At 62.7% G+C, this 21,953-nt stretch carries 19 protein-coding genes; 9 read left to right on the top strand and 10 right to left on the bottom strand.

All coding sequences use genetic code 11. From position 1 onward, the window contains the following. Position 1: 1 nt before the first annotated feature. The 6 genes from Q1B16_RS09860 to Q1B16_RS09885 all read right to left on the bottom strand — a co-directional run bounded on the left by Q1B16_RS09860 (position 2) and on the right by Q1B16_RS09885 (position 5,975). The gene (locus Q1B16_RS09860) at positions 2-2,035 is read right to left on the bottom strand and encodes an NADH:flavin oxidoreductase (RefSeq protein ID WP_299787297.1); all 2,034 of its coding nucleotides are present in this window, start codon (positions 2,033-2,035) and stop codon (positions 2-4) included. Between the two features lie 115 nt (positions 2,036-2,150). Next, complete coding sequence (plsY, locus tag Q1B16_RS09865) at positions 2,151-2,762, bottom strand: glycerol-3-phosphate 1-O-acyltransferase PlsY (RefSeq protein ID WP_299787300.1); 612 nt, start codon at positions 2,760-2,762, stop codon at positions 2,151-2,153. Next, positions 2,762-4,057 (bottom strand): dihydroorotase, encoded by a 1,296-nt coding sequence (gene pyrC / locus Q1B16_RS09870; RefSeq protein WP_299787303.1) that lies wholly within the window; start codon positions 4,055-4,057, stop codon positions 2,762-2,764. The genes plsY and pyrC overlap by 1 nt, the downstream gene beginning before the upstream one ends. A gap of 1 nt (position 4,058) precedes the next feature. Then, entirely contained in the window at positions 4,059-4,448 is a 390-nt protein-coding gene (locus Q1B16_RS09875; protein WP_299787306.1) for a hypothetical protein, read from the bottom strand. A gap of 19 nt (positions 4,449-4,467) precedes the next feature. Beyond that, positions 4,468-5,016 carry an aspartate carbamoyltransferase catalytic subunit gene (locus Q1B16_RS09880; protein ID WP_299787309.1) on the bottom strand — a complete coding sequence of 183 codons (549 nt, stop codon included), beginning with the start codon at positions 5,014-5,016 and terminating at the stop codon, positions 4,468-4,470. Beyond that, positions 5,013-5,975 (bottom strand): aspartate carbamoyltransferase catalytic subunit, encoded by a 963-nt coding sequence (locus Q1B16_RS09885; RefSeq protein WP_299787312.1) that lies wholly within the window; start codon positions 5,973-5,975, stop codon positions 5,013-5,015. Before Q1B16_RS09885 ends, Q1B16_RS09880 begins: the two co-directional genes overlap by 4 nt. A gap of 189 nt (positions 5,976-6,164) precedes the next feature. On the opposite strand from Q1B16_RS09885, the gene Q1B16_RS09890 reads away from it, so the two are divergent. The 5 genes from Q1B16_RS09890 (at position 6,165) to Q1B16_RS09910 (ending at position 13,023) form a co-directional block, all read left to right on the top strand. Continuing rightward, positions 6,165-6,662, top strand: coding sequence for a hypothetical protein (locus Q1B16_RS09890; protein WP_299787315.1), 498 nt, complete (start codon positions 6,165-6,167; stop codon positions 6,660-6,662). Between the two features lie 67 nt (positions 6,663-6,729). Beyond that, positions 6,730-7,518: a uracil-DNA glycosylase gene (locus tag Q1B16_RS09895; RefSeq protein WP_299787319.1), complete on the top strand. Its 789-nt coding sequence runs from the start codon at positions 6,730-6,732 to the stop codon at positions 7,516-7,518. Between the two features lie 3 nt (positions 7,519-7,521). After that, entirely contained in the window at positions 7,522-8,064 is a 543-nt protein-coding gene (moaB, locus tag Q1B16_RS09900) for a molybdenum cofactor biosynthesis protein B (protein ID WP_299787322.1), read from the top strand. A 93-nt stretch (positions 8,065-8,157) separates the two neighbouring features. Further along, on the top strand, positions 8,158-9,615 hold the full coding sequence (locus Q1B16_RS09905) for an HlyD family efflux transporter periplasmic adaptor subunit (RefSeq protein ID WP_299787325.1): 1,458 nt from the start codon (positions 8,158-8,160) through the stop codon (positions 9,613-9,615). A 3-nt stretch (positions 9,616-9,618) separates the two neighbouring features. Beyond that, positions 9,619-13,023, top strand: coding sequence for an efflux RND transporter permease subunit (locus Q1B16_RS09910; RefSeq protein ID WP_299787328.1), 3,405 nt, complete (start codon positions 9,619-9,621; stop codon positions 13,021-13,023). Positions 13,024-13,029: 6 nt separating this feature from the next. Here the strand turns inward: Q1B16_RS09910 and Q1B16_RS09915 are convergent, their stop codons facing one another. Further along, positions 13,030-13,848, bottom strand: a complete 819-nt coding sequence (locus tag Q1B16_RS09915) for a protein-disulfide reductase DsbD domain-containing protein (protein WP_299787331.1) — start codon at positions 13,846-13,848, stop codon at positions 13,030-13,032. 133 nt (positions 13,849-13,981) lie between these two features. Between Q1B16_RS09915 and Q1B16_RS09920 the strand changes: the two genes are divergently transcribed. Continuing rightward, entirely contained in the window at positions 13,982-14,539 is a 558-nt protein-coding gene (locus tag Q1B16_RS09920) for a YqgE/AlgH family protein (protein WP_299787334.1), read from the top strand. 95 nt (positions 14,540-14,634) lie between these two features. Here the strand turns inward: Q1B16_RS09920 and Q1B16_RS09925 are convergent, their stop codons facing one another. Together Q1B16_RS09925 and Q1B16_RS09930 are read right to left on the bottom strand one after the other, a co-directional pair. Next, the gene (locus Q1B16_RS09925) at positions 14,635-15,681 is read right to left on the bottom strand and encodes an MBL fold metallo-hydrolase (RefSeq protein ID WP_299787337.1); all 1,047 of its coding nucleotides are present in this window, start codon (positions 15,679-15,681) and stop codon (positions 14,635-14,637) included. Beyond that, complete coding sequence (locus Q1B16_RS09930) at positions 15,678-17,378, bottom strand: acyl-CoA dehydrogenase (RefSeq protein WP_299787340.1); 1,701 nt, start codon at positions 17,376-17,378, stop codon at positions 15,678-15,680. The genes Q1B16_RS09925 and Q1B16_RS09930 overlap by 4 nt, the downstream gene beginning before the upstream one ends. Positions 17,379-17,516: 138 nt before the next feature. Here Q1B16_RS09930 and Q1B16_RS09935 point away from each other — a divergent pair, with 138 nt between their 5' ends. Together Q1B16_RS09935 and Q1B16_RS09940 are read left to right on the top strand one after the other, a co-directional pair. Beyond that, positions 17,517-18,470 (top strand): L-threonylcarbamoyladenylate synthase, encoded by a 954-nt coding sequence (locus Q1B16_RS09935; RefSeq protein WP_299787343.1) that lies wholly within the window; start codon positions 17,517-17,519, stop codon positions 18,468-18,470. A gap of 6 nt (positions 18,471-18,476) precedes the next feature. Then, on the top strand, positions 18,477-19,664 hold the full coding sequence (locus tag Q1B16_RS09940; RefSeq protein WP_299787346.1) for an MFS transporter: 1,188 nt from the start codon (positions 18,477-18,479) through the stop codon (positions 19,662-19,664). Here Q1B16_RS09940 and Q1B16_RS09945 read toward each other — a convergent pair. Then, on the bottom strand, positions 19,661-20,629 hold the full coding sequence (locus Q1B16_RS09945) for an MBL fold metallo-hydrolase (protein ID WP_299787349.1): 969 nt from the start codon (positions 20,627-20,629) through the stop codon (positions 19,661-19,663). The genes Q1B16_RS09940 and Q1B16_RS09945 overlap by 4 nt on opposite strands. Before the next feature lie 269 nt (positions 20,630-20,898). On the opposite strand from Q1B16_RS09945, the gene Q1B16_RS09950 reads away from it, so the two are divergent. After that, the gene (locus Q1B16_RS09950; protein ID WP_299787352.1) at positions 20,899-21,948 is read left to right on the top strand and encodes a TRAP transporter substrate-binding protein; all 1,050 of its coding nucleotides are present in this window, start codon (positions 20,899-20,901) and stop codon (positions 21,946-21,948) included. Positions 21,949-21,953: the final 5 nt, after the last annotated feature.

Raw genomic sequence — 21,953 nt, forward strand, 5'->3', positions numbered from 1 at the left:
TTCACATCACGCGCATCAGGCGCATGGCGTCATAGATTGCCGCATGGGTGTTGCGGGCAGAAACCGCGTCGCCGATGCGATAGAGTTGGAACCCTTCGACATCGGGCTGCGGGATGCCTGCCACAAGCGCCTCGTAGTCAACCGCGCCGGTGTTGCCGCTCAGCGGTTTGAGGTCGAAATACAGGTCGGCCATCGGCATCGTGCCGTAATTCAAGACGATCTGATCGAAATCCTGTTCATAGGTGTGATCGCTGTAGTCCGTCCCGACTGTCGCGGTCAGGGTGTTGCCCCGGCGCGTGGCCGACAGCAGACGGCGTGCCACGGTGAAGGTGACATCCTTGTCCTGCAAGTTGCGCATGTACGGGGCAAGGTTCATGCCCATGACATCGGGGGCAAAGCTGCGGTCCGGGGTCATGATCTCGACATGAGACCCGGCGGCGGCGGCAATCTCTGCGGCTTGCAGCCCGGGGTGATCGCCGGATTCGTCGTAGATCAGAACGCGGGTCGCGGGTTTCACATCGCCCGAGATGATGTCCCAGGCAGAGATCACATGCTCGGCCTCGGCGCCGCTTTCAAAAAGCTCGAGATTGGGCAATCCGCCGGTCGCGATGATGACCACATCGGGGTTCAGCGCGGTCACGACCTCGGCCTCGGCCCAGGTGTTGAAATGGAAGGTCACGTCGCGGGCGGCGCATTGCGCCATGCGCCAGTCGATGATCCCGATCATCTCGCGGCGCCGGGGGCTTTGCGCGGTCAGGCGGATCTGGCCGCCTGGCTCGGGCTGCGCCTCGAACACGGTCACGGTATGGCCCCGCTCGGCCGCCACGCGCGCCGCTTCAAGACCGCCGGGGCCGGCCCCGACGACCACCACCTTGCGCAGCACTTGGGCGGGCGTGATCTCGTGCGGGACGGTCAGTTCGCGCCCGGTGGAGACGTTGTGGATACAGAGCGCCTCACCAGCGCCATAGATGCGATCAAGGCAATAGGTGGCCCCGACGCAGGGGCGGATATCGTGTTCGCGGCCCTCGATGATCTTTCGCACGATATGCGGATCAGCCATGTGGGCGCGGGTCATGCCCACCATATCCAGCAGGCCCGCCTGCACCGCGTGTCGGGCCGTGGCGACATCGGGGATGCGCGCGGCGTGAAAGGTGGGCAGGCCAGTCGCGGCGCGCACCGTTCCGGCAAAGTCGATATGCGGCGCGCTTTTCATGCCCTGAAGCGGGATCACACCGGTCAGGGCTGGGTCGGTGTGGATGCGGCCCCGGATGATGTTGAGGAAATCGAGCTGCCCAGTCCCGGCCACGATCTGCGCCATCCTGATGCCGTCTTCGGCGGTGATTCCGCCTTTCTGAACCTCGTCCACGGCCATGCGGAAGCCGACGATGAAATCCGGCCCGACGCGCTTGCGGATCGCCGCCAGCACCTCCATCGGGAACCGCATCCGGTTTTCCAGCGTGTCGGCGCCGTAAGGCCCGGTCAGATCGTTGGTCAACGGGGACCAGAACTGATCGAGAAGGTGGCCGTAGACCTCAAGCTCGATACCGTCCATGCCGCCCGCTTTCATTCGTTCCGCCGCATCGGCGAAATCGGTGATGATGCGGGCGATGTCCCAATCCTCGGCCAACTTTGGAAACGCCTTGTGCGCTGGTTCCCGGTGCTTCGATGACGATACCGACGGTAGCCAGTCGCCCTTGTTCCAGACGGTGCGGCGGCCCAGATGGGTCAACTGGATCATCGCCGCGCAGCCGTGTTCGTGCAGCGCATCGGTCAGCCGCGTGATCCACGCCACCACGCGGTCGTCATGGGCGATGACGTTGTTGAACACCGGCGGGCTGTCTTTGGAAACAGACGCCGACCCAGCGGTCATCGCCATCGCCACACCGCCCTTGGCCCGTTCGGTATGATACGCGATGTAGCGATCCTTGGGCATCCCGTCCTCGGGATAGGCTGGTTCATGCGCCGTGGTCATGATCCGGTTTTTCAGCGTCAGATGTTTGAGCTGGAACGGTTGGAGAAGCGGGTCTTTGGACATGGCGGGTTCCGTGGCTGGCTTGGATCCAGTATTTGGGGAAACCTGCATTCACGTCATGTCAAAAGCGACACTGTCGGTCGATTTGGGTTCTCGGCGTTCGCCGTCGCCAGACGCATCAGGTTTTGGATTTGCCGATCCGAGGCTCCGTTCCAGCCTTGAGGCGCGCCAGATTTTCGCGGTGTCGCCATACGATCAGCAGGGCAAGGATGACGCACAGAACAAAGACCTGCCCCTGCCCGACCAGGAGACACCAGAGCGTTGACCATGTGGCAGCGACCAAGGCCGACAGGCTGGAGATCCGGCTGATCACCGCCGTGGCCAGCCATGTCGCACAAGCGAGAAGGCCGACGGGCCATGCAAGCGCCAGCATCAGGCCAAGGAACGTGGCCACCCCCTTGCCGCCCTTGAAATTGAGCCAGGCCGGGTAGCAATGCCCAAGAAACGCCGCGAGCGCGGTGATCTGTGCCGCGTCCTCTCCGGCCATCGCGCGCGCCAAGAGAACGGCGACCGCACCTTTTGCGCCATCAAGGATCAAGGTCGCGGCAGCGGCGCCTTTGTTTCCGGTGCGCAAGACATTGGTCGCGCCAATATTGCCCGAGCCGATTTCGCGGAGGTTTCCAAGCCCCATCGCCTTGGTCAGGATCAGGCCGAACGGGATGGTGCCGAGCAGATAGCCGATGACAGCCCAAAGGGCGAGTACCGCGATGCTCGATTCAAATGCTGGCATCAGGCGCTCCGGTAGACCGATGTTCCGCTGACGAAGGTTTCCAGAACCTTACCCTGAAGCCGCGCCCCGTCAAAGGGCGTGTTTTTCGACTTTGACTTGAGCTTGAACCGGTCAACGATGATCGGCTTGTCAGGGTCGAACAGCACCAGGTCGGCAGGCGCGCCTTTGGCCAGACGTCCGCATTCCAGACCAAGCCGTTTTGCGGGATTCAGCGAAAGCGCCCGGAACAGCGTGGGCAGGTCCAGATCTCCGGAATGATAGAGCCGCATCAGTACCGGCAGCATGGTTTCCAGACCCACCGCGCCGCTGGCGGCTTCCTCGAAAGGCAAGCGTTTGCTTTCCTCATCCTGCGGCGTGTGAAACGACCCGATTACGTCGATCAGGCCGGATTTCACTGCCTCGACCACGGCTTGCCGGTCATCCTCGGCCCGCAGGGGCGGCTTGACCTTGAAGAAGGTGCGGTAGTCGGCCACGTCGAATTCGTTGAGCGTCAGGTGATGCATCGACACGCCTGCGGTCACGTCGAAGCCATTGTTCTTGGCGCGCTCCAATGCGGGAAGGGCGCGCGTCGTGGTGATCTGGTCGGCGTGGTAACGCGCGCCGGTCATCTCAACGAGGGCGATGTCGCGGTCCAGACCCATGCGTTCGGCCATCGGGGTCACGCCGGGTAGACCGCGAAGCGAGGCGAACTTGCCCGATGTGGTCGCCGCCCCGGCCGAGAGTGTTGGCTCCTGCGGATGACCGACAATCAACGCGCCAAGCGCACGGGCATAGGTCATGGCGCGGCTGAGTACTTTAGTGTCGCGGACAACGCGGTCGCAATCGGTGAACGCGACCGCACCGGCATCCATCAGAAAACCGATCTCGGTCATTTCGCGTCCGTCGCGGCCTTTGGTCAGGGCGGCCATGGGCAGCACATGCACGGGGGCTGCCTCGTTTGCGCGGCGGCGCACGAATTCGAGCGCTTCGGGCGTGTCGATCGCCGGTGTGGTGTCGGGACGGGTGACGATGGTGGTGACGCCCCCGGCGGCGGCGGCCTGCCCGGCAGAGCCGTAGCTTTCCTTGTGGCGTTCTCCCGGTTCGCAGATCTTGACACCGATATCGACAATCCCCGGCGCCAGGCATTTGCCGTTCGCATTGCGCCGGTTTTCGGTCGGCACTTTGTCAGTGCTGATGTTCGGCTCGGGCGCGTCGAACACTTCGGCAATGACGCCGTTCCGGATCAGAAGCGCGCCGGGCGATACGGTTCCCGCCTCTGGGTCGATCAGCCGGGCGTTGGTGATGAGAAGCGTCATGTCACACCGCCTTTGTTTGCCGGGCGGCGTTGATCTTTTGGATCACCGCGTCTGGGTCCGGCTGGTACTTGATGAGATGCTTGTTTCCGGCGCGGGTGATGACTTGCACAGATCCCGCGATGGTACGCAGTTTGACAATCTCATCCAGCGCGGCCACGCGCTCGTAAGGGCCAACGAGGCGGGTTTTGGTGAGGGTCCATGTTTCTTCCATGACCTCGTCGTACAGATACCACCCGCGCAACGCCACAGCGGCCAGACCGCCGACGGCGCCCGTCCAGACATGCGGATTGCCAAGCGCCCAGAGGATCAGCATGCCGACACCCATGGCAATCGCGGTCATTACCCCATGCGCGCGAATGTAGGTGTCCCGGTCTGGTTTGAATTCGATCATTGGGTTTTCGTCGCTCGGGTCAGTTCAGCAGAAACTTGGCAAAAATGATACCAAGCGCAATCAGCGCAAGGAGCCCGAACACGATCCAGAGCGAGGCGTTCGATCCCTTGGGCGCCGGAGCGGATGCGCCGCCTCCGATGCCCTTGGCCGATGCCGTGCGAATGGGGGCCGTGGTGCTGGACGGCGTGGGTTCGTTGAAGGTGCCGATCCAGCGCAGCGGAGCAGAGATCGTCAGGTCCTGTTCGGTGCGATCGAACGCCTGTGACGGCAGCACGAGGACGAACCCGGTCAGCGCATCCAGACGCGACCGCACCGCGTCGAAGTCGCGACCACTGACGTCATGCGCGTTGATCAGGTATTGCGACAACGGCATGTCGCCAAGGTCCTTGACGTTGATCACTTCGACAAAATCGGCGCGCAGGGATTTCGCGCCAAGCGCGTATTGCAAAGGCCATTCCCCGGTTCCGGCCTGCGTGGTGAAGCGCTCGATCGCCTCGCGCGGGAGGTCGATGTGAAACACGCGCAGAACACCCGTCTCGCTGCTCTTGATGTGCATCGCTGTGCTCATACCATCACGCTTTCGTTCTGTGCTGTGCGTCTGTCCCGGAGCGATCTGGCCAAAAGGTCCATGGCCGCCATGCGAACGGCGACACCCATCTCGACCTGTTCCTGGATGACCGAACGGTTGATGTCATCCGCCAGCGTGCCGTCAATCTCGACCCCGCGATTCATCGGGCCAGGATGCATGATGATCGCGTCTTCCTTGGCATGGCCCAGCTTTTCCGCATCGAGCCCGTAGCGATGGTAATATTCGCGCTCCGACGGGATAAAGCCGCCGTCCATCCGTTCTTTCTGGAGGCGCAGCATCATCACGACGTCAACATCCTTGAGCCCCTCGCGCATATCCTCGAACACCTCGACCCCGAACTCCGCAATGCCCGAGGGCATCAGGGTCGGAGGGCCAACCAGACGGACGCGGTTCTCCATTTTGCCGAGCAGCAGGATATTGGACCGCGCTACGCGGGAATGGGCGATGTCGCCGCAGATCGCGATGGACAGCCGGTGAAGCCGTCCCTTGGCACGCCGAATGGTCAGCGCATCGAGCAGCGCCTGGGTGGGATGTTCGTGGCGACCGTCGCCCGCATTCAGAACCGCGCAATCGACCTTTTGCGACAGCAGGTCCACAGCGCCCGATTGCGGGTGGCGTACGACAAGCAGATCGGGCCGCATCGCGTTCAGCGTCATCGCTGTATCAACGAGCGTTTCGCCCTTTTTGATCGACGACGCCTGCATCGCCATGTTCATCACATCCGCACCCAAACGCTTGCCCGCAAGTTCAAAGCTGGCCTGCGTTCGCGTCGAATTCTCGAAAAACATGTTGATCTGCGTCATGCCCGCCAGGACATCGGTGCTTGGCGTCCGCTTGCGATTGCGATCGGCGTATTGATCGGACAAATCCAGCAAAGTGGTAATTTCGTCCGGGCGGAGGGGTTCGATCCCAAGCAGGTGCTTTTGATTGAAGTACATATCTGAACCCTTGACCCGAGCAGCTTGCTTATAGGTGCCCTCCAGCAGGGCGGCAAGCCGCCTCCGGTTTTGCGAAAATTTGTGGATAACTCTCTATATATTGGGATTATATTATAATTTTACTCTCCATATAGTTGACTGCCCTATTTTTTCTGGGGTAAAGACGAAAAGACTAACTGCGGGGAAAACATGAATATTAACAAGACCTTCACTGGCCTCCTGCTAGGGGCCGGACTGTTCCTTTCTGCCTGTGCCGAGCAGGCGCAACGCGTACCAGCCACTTATATACCCAGCATCGTGTATCGTGGTGCCAACTGCCAGGAGCTTTACAACGAACGCGTGACGCTTGCCGGATACGTGAGGCATGTCACCGCCGAGCAGCGAAAAGCAGCCCAATCTGACACCGTGTTCTTTACAACAAGCGCTCTGATTTTCTGGCCCGCGATTTTCGCGTTGCCCATCAGTGTGGATCAATCCGCGCAACTGGCCAGCGCCCGAGGCCACTACGACGCCATTTCAAAGGCGATGGTCGAACAGGGCTGTGTCGTCGGGGCTGGACCGGCCCGTCATGCGCCCGCTGTCACGCCCAAATCCGCTCCGGCTCCGGTTCATGTGCAAAGATATCCTTCGCCACAACCGATCTGGCCGGATTGGAAGCGCTATCCGGGTCAATTCCCTCCGATGTGATCGGAAACGCAGGAGCGGCGGGTGATCGCCGCTTTTGCAGCGTCCTGAGCCGGGATAGGCTCTGCACATGGATTCGCAACTGGACTGGCATGCGGCACGCGCCGCGCTCGAGTGGCAGCTTGAGATGGGTGTGACCGAGGCGATCTCGGACACGCCCATCAATCGTTTCGAGCAAGTCGCGCCTCCGCCGAAGGCGGGTGTGTCTGCGGGGGCTCAGGCCCCTGCCGTTCCTGTTCAGGCAGCCCAAACTTTCGATCCGGTGGCCGAGGCCGAAGCGGCGGCAAACGCCGCACAGGACCTGCCCGCGTTGCAGGCTGCCATGGCCGCTTACCCACATTGCGAGCTGCAAAAAGGCGCGCGCAATCTGGTGTTCTGCGACGGTGTGGCGGGCGCCCGTGTCATGATCGTCGGCGAAGCGCCGGGGCGTGATGAGGACCGGATCGGAAAACCATTTGTCGGCCGGGCCGGTCAGCTGCTTGACCGGATGCTGTCGGCAATCGATCTGGGGCGTGATCGCGAAGGGGCACAGGCCGTTTACATCACGAATGTCCTGCCCTGGCGGCCGCCGCAAAACCGAGACCCGAAGCCCGATGAAATGGCCATGATGCTGCCGTTTCTTAAGCGCCATATCGCTTTGGCCAAACCCGATTTGCTTGTCGTGATGGGCAACATCTCGTGCCAGGCGCTACTAGGCAAGCGCGGCATCACGCGCCTGCGCGGACAGTGGGACGAGGCCGTCGGCCTGCCGGTCCTGCCGATGTTTCATCCCGCCTATCTTCTGCGCAATCCCGCGGCGAAACGCGAAGCGTGGGCGGATCTGCTTGATCTGCAAGCGCGCCTCAACACGAAAGCCTGAGCCATGAGCCGTATCGACGAAAGCAAAGACTTCCTGCCCATCCGCATCGCCGTCCTCACGGTGAGTGACACGCGGTCCCTTGAAGAAGACCGGTCTGGCGACACGCTTGTGGGCCGCATCGAAGGGGCGGGACATATCGTGGCGGATCGCAAGATCGTGCAGGACGAGCGCGACCAGATTGCGGCCCAGCTTCGCGCGTGGTGCGATCAGACGGATATCGACGTTGTGATCTCGACGGGTGGCACAGGTTTGACCGGCCGTGATGTCACCGTCGAGGCGCATCGCGATGTCTACGAAAAAGAGATCGACGCCTTTGGCACCGTCTTCACGATGGTGTCGTTCCAGAAGATCGGCACCAGCGCCATCCAAAGCCGCGCGACAGGCGGCGTGCGCAACGGCACCTACCTTTTTGCCCTGCCCGGGAGCCCCGGCGCGTGCAAGGACGCGTGGGACGAAATTCTGAGCCTCCAGCTCGATTATCGGCACCGGCCTTGTAACTTTGTCGAGATATTGCCGCGATTGGACGAACAATTGCGACGGAAATAACGTCGATCTTCGTGTAACGAAGACACACGTTATTGGAAAACATGCAGATCTGGCTATCTGTAAGACCAGACCTGTTACCAAGGATTGTCGCCGATGCGGTTTTTGCGCCGTAGCCTGACCGGGCTTTTTCTGTTGTCCCTGACGCTTGGGCTTCTGGTATATGCCGGGGTGCAGGTGCGCGATGCTGTGCAAGACCGCATGGCGCAAGAGCCGCGCAGCTTTCCGCAGCGCGAACGCGTTTTTGCCGTGAATGTCGTCACCGCCAACTTCGAAACGATCACACCGGTGCTGACCGCATTCGGCCAAATCGACAGCGCGCGGACCCTGGAGTTGCGGGCTGCGGTGGGCGGACGGGTCATCGAAATCGCACCCGAATTCGTCGAAGGCGGCGCTGTCACCGAAGGTCAGGTGCTCGTGCGGATCGACCCGACCGATGCCGAGTCGGTGCTCCAGCGCGTCCAAAGCGAAATCCTCGATGCCGAGGCCGAACAGCGCGAGGCCGAGCGCGCGCTTGTTCTGGCGCAGGACGAACTCGCCGCGGCCGAGGAGCAGGCGGTGCTGCGCGAACGCGCGTTCCAGCGTCAGCGCGACCTTGAAGAGCGCGGTGTCGGCACAGCCGCTGCAGTCGAGGTGGCCGAACTTGCCGCCGCGCAGGCCCGGCAGGCCGTGCTGTCCCGGCGTCAGGCAGTTGCGCAGGCCGAGGCCCGGATAGATCAGGCGACCACGCGGTTGTCGCGGTCCATCATCGCAGAGGCCGAAGCGCAAAGGCGGCTGGATGATACTCTGATTACGGCCGATTTTACCGGAACACTCGCCGATGTATCCGTTGTGCAGGGGCGGCTGGTGTCCTCGAACGAACAACTGGCCCGTCTGATCGACGCCGACGCGCTTGAAGTCGCCTTCCGGGTCTCGACGCAGCAATTCGCCCGCCTGCTCGATGAGGGCGGTCAATTGGCCGAAGCGGATGTGACCGTTTCCTTGGACGTCTTCGGCACCAACCTGACAGCGACCGGCACCCTGAGCCGTGCGGGAGCGGCTGTTGGCGATGGTCAGACCGGGCGTCTGCTTTTCGCGACGCTGGACAGCGCACCGGGTTTTCGGCCGGGGGATTTCGTCACGGTTGAGATCGAAGAGCCTCCGTTGGAGCGGGTCGCGCGGTTGCCGGCATCGGCTTTGAATGCGGCGAACCAGGTGCTGGTTCTGGCCGGTGAAGAGCGTCTTGAAGAAATCGGCGTCAATCTGCTGCGCCGTCAGGGCGACGATGTTCTGGTGCGTGCCGAAGGCTTGCAGGGCCGCGAGGTCGTCGCGGAACGAACACCTCTCTTGGGTGCGGGGATCAAGGTTCGGCCCTTGCGGGAAGCGGGGACCGCCGAACCCGAGGAACCGGAAATGGTTGAATTGACCGAAGAACGGCGCGCCCGGCTCACCGCCTTCGTCGAGGCCAACACCCGGATGCCCGAAGAAGCCCGGCAGCGTATCCTCCAACAGCTGTCTGAAGGCACCGTTCCGGTTCAGGTGGTCGAACGCATCGAATCCCGGATGGGAGGCTAAGCTGTGGTCCGTACTCTCTCAGGCAAAGCCAGCGGTATATTAAGCTATTTCGTGCGCCACCGGACGGTTGCGAACCTGCTTCTGATCCTGCTGCTTGCGGCGGGCGCCTTTTCCATCCCGAACATGCGGGCGCAGTTCTTCCCCGATGTCGTCGTTGATGATGTCGACGTGTCGGTTGTCTGGGACGGTGCAGGTGCCGAAGACGTGGACCGAGGCATCGTGCAGGTTCTCGAACCGGCGATCCTTGCGGTTGAGGGAGTGGAAAGCTCCGAAGCGTCCTCGCGCGAGGGGCGCGCGACCATCCGGCTGGAGTTCGAGCCCGGATGGGATATGTCGCGCGCCGCAGACGATGTGCAGACCGCCGTCGACGCTGTCACGACGCTACCCGCGGATGCCGAGGACCCGGTCGTCCGGCGCGGGACGTGGCGGGATAGGGTGACGGATGTCGTGATCACCGGTCCTGTCGGGGTCGATCAACTCGCCCGGTTCGCCGATGAGATGGGCACCCGGCTCTTTGCCGAAGGCGTGACGCGCACGACCATTCGGGGTCTGTCGGCCCCGCGCACGGTGATCGAGGTGCCTTCGGCCAACCTGATCGCCTTTGATATCTCTATGCGTGAGATCGTCGACGCCATCGCGCAAGAGGTCGACGCGGACCCGGCAGGTGATGTCGGCAACGCCAACACGCGCGTCCGGACTGGGGTCGAGAAACGCAGCGCCGACCAGATCGCGGATATCGCGCTTCGGTCGAACGACGATGGCTCGAACCTGACGGTCGGTGACGTTGCCACGATTTTTGTCGAAGGGATCGACCGCGAACGCAGTTACTTTGTCGGTGAAAATCCTGCCATCTCCATCCGCATCGACCGGAGCGACCAGGGCGACGCCATCGCCATTCAGCGCACAGTCGAAGAGGTGGCTGCGGAGTTCGAAGCCTCCTTGCCGGATGGCGTGACCGTCGATCTGATCCGCACCCGTGCCGAGGCGATCTCGGGGCGTCTGGACATCCTGCTGGACAACGGGCTGACCGGGCTGGCGCTTGTCGTGATGTTGCTCTTTCTGTTCCTGAACGCTCGCACCGCGTTCTGGGTCGCCGCAGGGATTCCCGCCGCGATGATGGCGGCGATTGCGCTGATGTACGCCGCCGGGATCACGATCAACATGATCTCGCTTTTTGCGCTGATCATCACTTTGGGGATCGTCGTGGACGACGCCATCGTGGTGGGCGAACACGCCGATCATCTGGCGCGCAACGGCCTGACTCCGATCGAAGCGGCCGAACGCGCAGCACAGCGCATGGCGCTACCGGTTTTTGCGGCCACTCTGACGACGATCATCGCCTTTTTCGGCCTCGTGGCGATCGGCGGACGCTTTGGCGATCTGATCGCCGATATTCCCTTTACCGTGATTGCCGTACTTGCGGCCTCGTTGATCGAATGTTTCCTGATCCTGCCGAACCATATGGCACACGCCCTTGCCCATAGCGCGAAAGAGCACTGGTACGATGTCCCGTCACGCGTGGTGAACCGGGGCTTCCGCTGGGTGCGGGAAACCCTTTTCCGGCCCTTCATGGCGCTTGTGATCCAGGCCCGCTACGCGGTACTGGCCGGGGCGGTGGTTTTGCTCGCGTCGCAGGCTGCGCTTTTTATTCGTGGTGATGTGCAATGGCGCTTCTTCAATTCGCCCGAACAAAGCTCTGTCACTGGTAATTTCGCGATGGCACCGGGGGCGACCCGTGAAGACACGTTCGAAATGATGCGCATCTTTCAGCGGTCGGTCGAGGATGTCGCGCAATCGTTCGAAGATCGTCATGGCGTCAATCCGATCGACTACGTGATCGCCGAGGTCGGCGGAAACGCAGGGCGCGGAATTGCTGGCGCGGATACCAAGGACGCCGATCAGCTGGGCGGCATCTCCATCGAATTGATCGACGCCGATCTGCGCCCGTTCTCGAGCCAGACCTTCGTCAGCGAATTGCAGGACAGCGTTCCGCGTCACCCGATGGTCGAAACCATCAGCTTCCGCAGCTGGGGCAGCGGCCCGGCCAGTGATGCGCTGGATGTCCAGTTCTACGGCGCAACGGCGGAAACGCTCAAAGCCGCGTCCGAAGACCTGAAAACCGCCTTGCTGCAATATCCTGAGGTATCGGCGGTCGAGGACAATCTGGCTTACGACAAGGAAGAGCTCATCCTTGAGCTGACGCCACAGGGTCAGGCGCTGGGCTTTACCATTGACGGATTGGGCAGTGTCCTGCGTGCCCGGCTTGGCGGGATTGAGGCGGCGACCTATCCCGACGGGCCCCGCAGTGCCGAGATCCGGGTGGAGTTGCCCGCCGATGAACTGACGGCGGATTTCCTTGAACGCACGCAGATGCGGACCCCCGAAGGAGCCTATGTTCAGCTTGCCGATATCGTCAGCGTGGACCGCCGGACCGGGTTTTCGACCGTCCGACGCGAGAACGGGATCCGCCTGATTTCGGTCACGGGTGACATTTCCGAGGATGATCCGGCCCGCGCAAACGAGATCATGCTGGCGCTCGAAACCGAGATCCTGCCGACCATCGCGAGCGAACGGCAAGTCGATTACCGCCTGTCCGGGCTGAGCGAGCAGGAGGGCGAATTCCTCAACGATGCACGCACCGGTCTGATCCTGTCGCTGCTGGCGATTTATCTTGTCCTGTCCTGGGTGTTTGCGAGCTGGACACGACCGCTTGTCGTGATGTCCGTGATCCCGTTCGGGCTGGTCGGCACCATCTATGGCCACGCGGTCTGGGATGTGCCGCTCAGCATGTTCACGGTGGTGGGTCTTTTGGGGATGACGGGGATCATCATCAATGACTCCATCGTTCTGGTGACCACCATCGACGAAAAGGCGCAAGAGCGCGGGTTGGTTCCGTCGATCATCGACGGTGCCGCCGACCGTTTGCGCCCGGTGTTCCTGACCACGGCCACCACGGTTCTGGGCCTCGTCCCGTTGCTCTACGAACAATCGAGCCAGGCGCAATTCCTCAAGCCGACGGTGATCACGCTGGTGTACGGTCTCGGCTTCGGCATGTTTCTTGTTCTGCTGATCGTCCCGTCGCTCATCGCCATCCAGAACGACATTGGGCGCCTGACCAAGACCGCGCGTCGCGGATTGCGCTTCCGACAGAATGGCGTGCGTGTCGGTTTGGGGGCGGCGTCCGCACTGATCGTCGGATGGCTGGCCGCCACAATGGGTGCGTTCGCTGCAACAGGGGCCTTGCCCGAAGCGCTGCGCGCGATTCTGTCGGGGACGCCGTTCGGGGGCGAGATGACGCTCGGATTGGCGCTGGGGCTGTTCGTTGCGGGGGCCGCCGGTATCTGCCTGGTGCTCTACGCGGTCGCGGCGATCGTCATGGGCGTGGCGCGGGTGCGACGTCCGGCGTGACCTGCGTCAGGGTGTGCAGCCCTGGATGTCGACCGCGCGTGACGGGCCGATCACGGTGAACCGAAGCTTTGACCGGTCGAGCGCGAAGCTGCGCCCCTCCACATGCACAAGGCGGGTGCTGGCATAGAGAGACCCGCCGTCGCGCTTGCTGTCCGGCTCGGCGACCCAAATGTGCGGATTGGCGGCTTCAACCACGACATATTCGGTCCCACCGACCGATGGCATGTCGATCCGGGTGTGCAGGACGAGACCGCCATCTCTTGCGGGTTCGATTCGACATTTCACCGTGCCGACATTCGCCTCACGTGCGGTGTAGGGCATGTCGGTCAGGGCTGCGGCAATGGTCGGATCGGGCCGGGTTTGGGATGGAGGCAGCGTCGCCTCGAACGAAAGCTGGGCCGGAATGCAGATGTCCTTGCAAATCCCGATCGTCATATCGCCTTCGAGATGCATTTCCGCGCCCGCTGCGTCGGCCTCCAGATGCAGCGGAATGACCACGTCGGACGTGTATCCGACGGAGCGCATGCCCTGCTCGAAGAACACTTCCGGCGTCGGCCAATTCGCGGAAATGCCGGTGATGTTGCGCGATCCGGTCCAGTCGAATTGTGGAGGGATGCCCGCATCCCCCGGCGCGCGCCAATAGGTTTTCCAGCCCGGCTCCAGCACGATATGCAACGCAGCCATGTGGGTGCCATCATCCATGCGCCAGCCCGGACGAAGTTCGACCTTGGAAATACCGGTCGTATCGCCTGCAACAGCCGGGGCCATGGCGCCGACGGACAGGGCGGCGGCAAGAGCGGAACAAAGGGTGCGGATATGCTTCATCCTTTAGCAGATGGCGGTTTTCCGGCGCGATGAAAAGTCACAAACTGGCGATCCGGTCCGAGCCCATCGCGTCTGTGCCCTTGCAACCCCGCCTCGCGCTGTCCATGTTCGGTACGTGACACAAACAGACACCATGACCGATCTCACAGGGCAGATCCTGATTGCGATGCCGGGAATGCCCGATCCCCGCTTCGAGTACAGTGTGATTTATATCTGTGCCCATTCTGACGACGGAGCGATGGGGTTGATCGTGAATAAGCCGTCGGTTGACGTGACCTTCGAGAACCTTGTCGATCAACTGTCCATCGAAAACACCGGCAATCTGTCGGATATCCGCGTCCACTTTGGTGGTCCAGTGGAACTGGGCCGTGGCTTTGTTCTGCACTCACCGGATTTCCGGTCGGAGATGACGACGCTGAATGTCGATGACGGGTTCGCGATGACGGCGACGCTGGATGTGCTTGAAAGCATCGCGCAGGGCAGTGGGCCGGACAAGCGCTTGATCGTTCTGGGCTACGCTGGCTGGGGGCCGGGGCAGCTCGAAAGCGAGATCGCGGCCAATGGTTGGCTGTTGTGCGACGCCAGCACCGATTTGGTGTTCGACACCGCCGATGGCGACAAATGGGAGGCTGCGCTGAGCAGTCTTGGCATTTCTCCGCTTGCATTGTCTTCCGAAGGGGGACGCGCCTGAGAGGCGCGTGCCGGAGGTGAGACCTCCGGTTGAGGGGCGCTGCCCCTCGGCGCAGATGCGCCTCACCCCGAGGTACTTGGCGCCCAAAGAAGGCCTCAGGCTTTGGTCTGGAACACCCAGGCGCCCGCGTCGTCCAAGCGGCGCGTCGCGCGTCCTTCGTGCCAGAGGTGCTGGCAGTGGGCCATCGCCTCGACCAGCGCCAGGCCGTATTCGCCCTCGCCGATCCTCCGCTTGAAAAGCGGCGCAAAGCAATCGCCCGCCGATTTCGGCGTGTCGAGATGCGCCTCCAGCCTGCGCAGCGCGCCGTGGTGGTTTTCGATCAATTGGTGCAGCCGCAGTGGCAGGCCCGTGAAGGGCAGTTTGTGTCCGCCCAGAACCAGATGATCGTCGCGCGCGATGGTTGACAGGCGTTCGCACGCCTCGAGCCAGTCGGCGACGGGGTCGTCCTCGGGTTCGGTGGCGTAGACGCCGATATTGGAGCTGATCGACGGCAGGATCTGATCGCCCGCCAGCACCAGGTTGTCATCACGGGACCAAAGCGTTGCGTGTTCGGGCGCGTGGCCATTGCCGATATGAATGTCCCAGGTGCGCCCCCCGGCGGTCACAACGTCGTCCTGACGGATACGGGTATACCCCAGCGGAAGCGGCGCGACGCAATCGGCGAAATTGAACGGCCGTTCCGATTTGCGTTTATCGAGTATCTCCGGGGACATGCCGCAGCGCTGCCAGAAGCGCAGGGTCTCGGCGCTGGGCACCGGCTGTTCATCCAGTTGGAGCATGCGCCCCATCAGCCAAGCAGTCCGCGTGGTGACAAGCTCTGCACCATGCTCGGCCTGAAGCCATCCCGCCATGCCGATATGGTCGGGATGATGGTGGGTGACGATCACGCGCGTGATCGGTTTGCCTTTTAGCGGCCCGGCCATCAGTTGCGCCCAAAGCGCCTTGCCCCGCTTGGAGGCGAACCCGGTGTCGACGATGGTCCAGCCATCGCCGTCATCGAGCGCGTAGATATTTACATGATCGAGCTTCATCGGCAGCGGGAGGCGTATCCAGAGTACGCCTTCGGCGACCTCGATTGCCTCACCGTTCTCGGGCGGCGTGTCCCACGGGTATCTGATGCCGCTTCCGCTCCGATCCTTCATGCAGCCAGATCGTCCAGGCTCAGGGCGTAAAGAGCATCCGCACCCTGCCGCGCGTGGGCCAGGAGGCCAGCATGTTCGGGCAGAAGGCGCTGAATGTAGAAGGCGGCAAGCCGGTGGTGTTTGCCGCCTTTGTCCGCGCGGGCGGCCTTGAGGTGGAAATGGGCACCCAGCACGCGGGCAAAGCCGCGCAGGAAGGGAACCGACCCTGCAAAGCGGTCCTGCGCGCCTTGTGCCACCATCCATTCGGTGGTCTCGCGGAGCGTTTCGCAGGCTTGCCAGACCGGCTCGGCCAAGTCGGGCAGATCGGCCCGTGCGGCCTCGGCATCGGCTTCCATCTCGTCCAGCAGGCGATAGGCGGCTTCGCCACCGTCCATCAGCTTTCGACCGACAAGGTCCATCGACTGGATTCCGTTGGTGCCTTCGTAGATCGCGGTCACGCGCACGTCGCGCGAAAATTGCGCCGCGCCGGTTTCCTCGACAAATCCCATACCGCCATGCACCTGCACGCCCATCTGTGCGACGTCAATGCCGGTATCGGTGCCGAACGCCTTGGTGATCGGCGTCAGAAGCGCGGCGCGCGCGGCCCAGTCGGCATGGCCTGTCGCGGTTTCCATGTCGATGGCGACGGCGTTGGCCAGCGCGATGGCCCGTGCCGCGAAGGTATCGGCCTTCATCGTGGCGAGCATCCGGCGTACATCGGCGTGATCGGTGATGGTGTTGTTCTCGGTCCGACCCTGCTTGCGGCCCTCGGCATAGGCCAGCGCGTGTTGAAAGGCGGCGTCAGCGACGCCGATGCCCTGCACGCCGACACCGAGACGGGCGTTGTTCATCATGGTGAACATGGCGCGCATGCCGTCGTTTTCCTCACCGACAAGCCAGCCGGTCGCGCCGTCGTATTGCATCACGGCGGTCGGGCTGCCGTGCAGACCCATCTTGTGTTCGAGGCTGACGACCTTCAGGTCATTGGCGACACCCGGGTTGCCGCTGTCGTCGGGGATGCGCTTGGGAACGAGGAACAGGCTGATCCCCTTGGTGCCGGGAACCGCGTCGGGAAGGCGTGCCAGAACAAGGTGACAGACATTGTCGGTGATGTCGTTGTCACCCCAGGAGATGTAGATCTTCTGGCCGGTGATGGCGTAGGTGCCATCCCCCTTCGGTTCCGCCTTGGTCGTGAGCGCACCCACGTCGCTGCCGGCCTGCGGTTCGGTCAGGTTCATCGTGCCCATCCACTCGCCGGAGATCAGTTTCGGCAGGTACAGGTCCTTGATCGTTTCGCTCGCGTGATTCTCGAGCGCTTCGATCTGGCCCTGCGTCATCAGCGGCGCAAGCTGGAGCGACAGGCACGCGGCGCTCATCATGTCGTTGACGGCGGTCGTCATGGTCATCGGCAGGCCCATCCCGCCGTAGTCCGGATCGGCGGCAATTGCGATCCAGCCGCCTTCGGCGATTGCGCGATAGCCGTCATCGAAACCGGGAGACGTGCGTACCACACCGTTCTCGAGCCGCGCCGGATGCAGATCGCCGACACGCTGCAACGGGGCGAGCACCTCTTCGCACAGCTTGCCTGCCTCACCGAGGATCGCGTCGACGGTTTCCGGTGTGGCTTCGGCGAACCGCTCGGTCGCGGTCACCTGATCGAAGCCAACGACGTGGTCGAGCAGGAAACGGAGATCGGAAACAGGGGCGCGATACGGCATGATCAGCAATCCTTCGGCGTCTGGACAGGTCAGCTGCGACTTGGCAAGTCCGTGTCGGAACGATAAGCAACCAGCAGCTTTTACGCGACCCTGACGAATGCGGCCCAGCCCATCAACAAAAACGCGGCGTCATATCCGATGATCACCTCACTGCCAGAACGACTGCCCGACACCGATGCGGGTCATGCCAGAGCGGCGGACATCCTGCGCGCGGGGGGTCTTGTCGCGTTTCCGACCGAAACGGTCTACGGGCTGGGCGGTGACGCCTGCGATGACAGGGCCGTCGCACGTATTTTCGAGGCCAAGGGACGCCCGAGCTTCAATCCGTTGATCGTGCATTTCGCGGATCTGGATACGGTCAAGTCGCACGTCCACTGGACGCCCGAGGCCGAATTGCTGGCGCAGACCTTCTGGCCGGGGCCGTTGACGCTGGTCCTCAGGAAACAGGCGGACAGCCTGATCTCGCCGTTGGTCTCGGCAGGGCTCGATACGATTGCGGTGCGCTTGCCAGCCCATCCCGCCGCCCGTGCCGTGTTGCGCGCTCTGGGTCGCGGTGTCGCCGCGCCGTCTGCCAACCGATCCGGGCAGATCAGCCCGACGCAGGCGGATCACGTGGTCAAAAGCCTTGGCGATCGCGTCGATGCCGTGCTCGACGGCGGGTCCTGCCCCGTGGGTGTCGAATCGACGATCGTCGGCCTTGTCGACAAGCCGGTTCTGCTCAGACCCGGCGGCATCACCGAAGAGTCGCTCGCACAAACCCTGGGGCGTCACCTTGCGGTGCGTCACAAGGCAGAGGCGATCTCGGCTTCTGGCCAATTGATGTCGCACTACGCGCCCGACGCGTTGGTCCGGCTGAACGCGACAGACTGGGAACCCGGCGAAGCCCGCCTTGGGTTCGGGGATGTGGACTGCGACCTGAACCTGTCGGAGACCGAAGATTTGGTCGAGGCGGCAGCGCATCTTTTCGATTACCTGCACCGACTGGACGCGCAAGGGGCAAAGGTCATTGCCGTGTCCCCGATCCCGCACGAAGGGCTTGGCATCGCCATCAATGACCGACTCAGCCGCGCATCAGCGCCGCGCGAAGGTTAGGCGTCGGTGACAGAACATAGAGACCAAAGCCGACCGCCGGTCGGTCTCATCGCGCTTTTGTCGGCGTGCAATTTTGTCATCGGCATGGGTGCCTTCGTCGTGATCGGCATGGTTCCCCTATTGGCCGAGGATCTCGCGATCAGCACTGCCGCGGCAGGTGGCGCGATGACCGCCTATGCGCTGGCCTATGCCGTCTTGTCTCCGCTTCTGGTGTCGCTCACCGGGCGGATCGGGCGGCGGCGTGTGATCGCGGCGGGCATGGGGCTGTTCGCGCTGGGCGCGGTTCTCTCCGCAATGGCTCCGAACGTGACTGTCCTCTACATCGCCCGCGCGCTGGCAGCGGCAGGGGCCGGTGTCGTGACGCCGGTTGGTGCGGCTGTGGTGGCGGCCTTGGCCCCGAGCAAATCTCAGGGCAAGGCGCTCGCGACGTTCTACTTCGGGCTGACACTGTCACAAGTCCTGGGCGTGCCCATCGGCGGGTGGATCGCCTTTACCTTTGGCTGGCGCGCGGCGTTCTGGATCGTGGTGGTCCTTGCCGTGCTGTTCACGGTCCTGATCTGGGTGCGCGTCCCAGCCGGGTTGCGGTTCACGCCGGTGTCCCTCTCCGATCTGGGTCGTGCGCTCAGGGACGGGTTGGTGATGGTCGCGGTGCTTTTCACCGCGAGCTTTCTGGGTGCGATCTACGTGCTCTTCACCTATCTCGCGCCCCTGCTCGAGCAGACGATGGGCTACGGTCGGGACGGCATCACGCTTGTTCTTTTGCTCTTCGGTGCCGGGGCCGTGGCGGGCAATCTGATCGGTGGCGTGCTGACCGACCGGCTTGGGTCGGTCAAATCGCTCGTGCTGTTATGCCTCGGGCAAATCGTGTTGATGCCGATCTTCTCGGGGTTGCCCATCGGCGAGGGCATGCTTCTCGTGCTGGTTTTCGTCTGGTCCGCGTTCGGATGGTCCTTCGTGGCGCCGCAACAGGTGCGCCTGCTGCAACTGGCCCCCGATCTGGCCGGTGTCGTGCTCGCTCTGAACGCGGCCGCCATCTATGTCGGCACTGCCTCCGGGTCAGCGCTTGGAGGTATGGTGCAGACGGTTGGCGACCTGACATGGCTTGGTGCCGCAGCGGGGATCACGGCTTTGGGCGCGTTGGGACATATCCTGTGGTCCCACCGCGCCGCCAATCTTCGGGCCGCCGGGCTCTAGTCGAACTTCCAGAGCGCGGGAACAAAGCTGTAGGCCTCACCATCCCGCATGACATGGCCGACACCGGGGAAGGGGAAGTGATAGCCCAGAACCGCCATCCGGTCGGTTGCCGCCATATCCAGCAACCGCTTGCGGGTCGCGACGGTCTGGTCGCCATCCGAATCGAAGTTGTTGTACCACTCGGGGTGGACGAAATTGGTGTAGGCGTGGCTCATGGAATCGCCCAAAGCGATCAATTGCTGACCGCCGCTTTCGACGATGACTGCCATATGCCCGGGGGTGTGGCCGGGGGTGTCGATCACCCGCACACCGGGAACCACTTCGAACCCGTCGGACATCAGCTCCCACTCGGCCCCATCCACGTTGATCGAGTTCTGCGCGCCCACGACGAATTGCTGCAAGTCGGCGGGAACCTGGGTCGCAAGACCGTCCTGCATCCAGTAATCGTGCTCAGCCTCGCCAAGATAGTAGGCGGCGCCGGGGATGATCGCTTCGTCGAAATCGTCGCGAATGCCCCAGATGTGATCCGGATGCGCATGGGTGATGACGACATGGGTGATGCTCGAAGCGTCGATGCCGGCCGCATCCATATTCGCCCAAAGTCGACCGGCGGTGTCCATGAACCGGTTGCCGGATCCGACATCGACAAGCACCGTATTGCCGCCAATCTCGACGATCAGGTGATTGGTGTGCGACGTGTTGGTTTCCGTCGACAGGTAATGCGCCGCGAGGAAGGCCTGCACCTCAGCGGGGTCCGCGTTGACGCCAAGCCCGTCGGTGGGAAGGCTCAGATAGCCGTCCGATACAATGGTGATCTTCGCGTCCCCCATCGTGAAGCGGAAATACCCCGGATTGCCGCCCTCCGGTCCGCCAAGTTCGGCAAGCGCCTGCGCGCCGGGCATGGCGAAAGCGGGCATGGCAGCGGCGGTTTTCAGAAAAGCGCGACGGGTCGGGCGCAAAAGCATGGTGTCTCCTCCCAGAGATAAATTCAAATTCGTGAATAACATTTTTGTGCGGTTCGCTGCAATTCGGAATATTCAGTGTAGGGCTGGGGGAACCGCTGCGCGCAATTCCCCCGGTCTCCGAATTTTCCGAATGGTCGCAATGCCTTGTACCGAAGTGACTGTGCTGCGAAATTGCGAGTGATTTGCAACTGTCGCGCCGTAGGCATAGATGTAGCGCACGCTGCACCGCAGCAGCGTTAACTCCAGCTTCAAAAAGGAGCCGCGGATCCATGAGTTTCTTCAAGACTGCCGCACTCACCGCCATGCTTGGTCTCACCGCAACAACAGGGATCGCACAGGAAGTGACCCTCCGCTTCCAGCATTTCGTGTCGCCCAACTCCGCGAATCCGAAATATTTTCTCGACCCTTGGGTTGAAAAGGTCGAAGCCGAATCGAACGGCCGGATCAAGATCGAGATTTACCCGTTCATGCAACTCGGCGGCAAAGCACCCGCGCAATATGACTTGATCCGCGACGGGGTCATCGACGGCGGTTGGGTCATTCCCGGCTACACGCCAGGCCGCTTCCCCGAGGCCGAGGCGTTGGAACTGCCCTTCATGGTCGGCAAAAGCGCTGAAGAAGCCTCGCGCGCGGCGTGGACCTTTACGCAGCAGCACCTGATGGACGATTTCGCCGACGTGCACCTGATCGCCGCGCACATGCATGGACCGGGGCTGGTTCACAAGATCGGACCCGCCATCGAGACGGTCGAGGATTTCGCCGGTCTCAAACTGCGCGGCCCCTCGCGCCCGGCCACCTTGTTGCTCGACAAGCTGGGCGCGGAACCCATCGGCCTTCCGGTCCCGCAATTCCCCGAGGCGCTGTCCAAAGGCGTGGTCGATGGCGGCGTCATCACATGGGAAATGTCGCCCTCGCTCAAGCTCGATGAATTGACCGACAGCCATACCGACGTGGCGGGCGACAAGTCGCTCTACAACCTCTATTTCATCTGGGCGATGAACAAGGACAGTTACGACGCCTTGCCCGATGATCTGAAAGCGGTGATCGACGCCAATTCCGGGCCGGAAACCTCGGCCATGGCAGGCCGCGCTCATGACACCGGAGATCGCGATGGACGCGCGGTGATGGAAGAGGCCGGAAACGAGATCGCCACATTGAGCGAAGCAGAGACAGCACGGATCGTCGCGCTGGGCGACGAGGTCACGCAGGAGTGGATCGCCGAGATGACTGCGCGCGGTCTGAACGCCGCGCAACTGGTCGAAGACGCGCGCTCTGCCATGGAAGCCGCGCAAGGCACGGCATCCGCGACAGACGGATAAAGCGG

Origin of the sequence: uncultured Marivita sp. (assembly GCF_947488135.1) — a bacterium.
Taxonomy (GTDB): Bacteria; Pseudomonadota; Alphaproteobacteria; order Rhodobacterales; family Rhodobacteraceae; genus Marivita.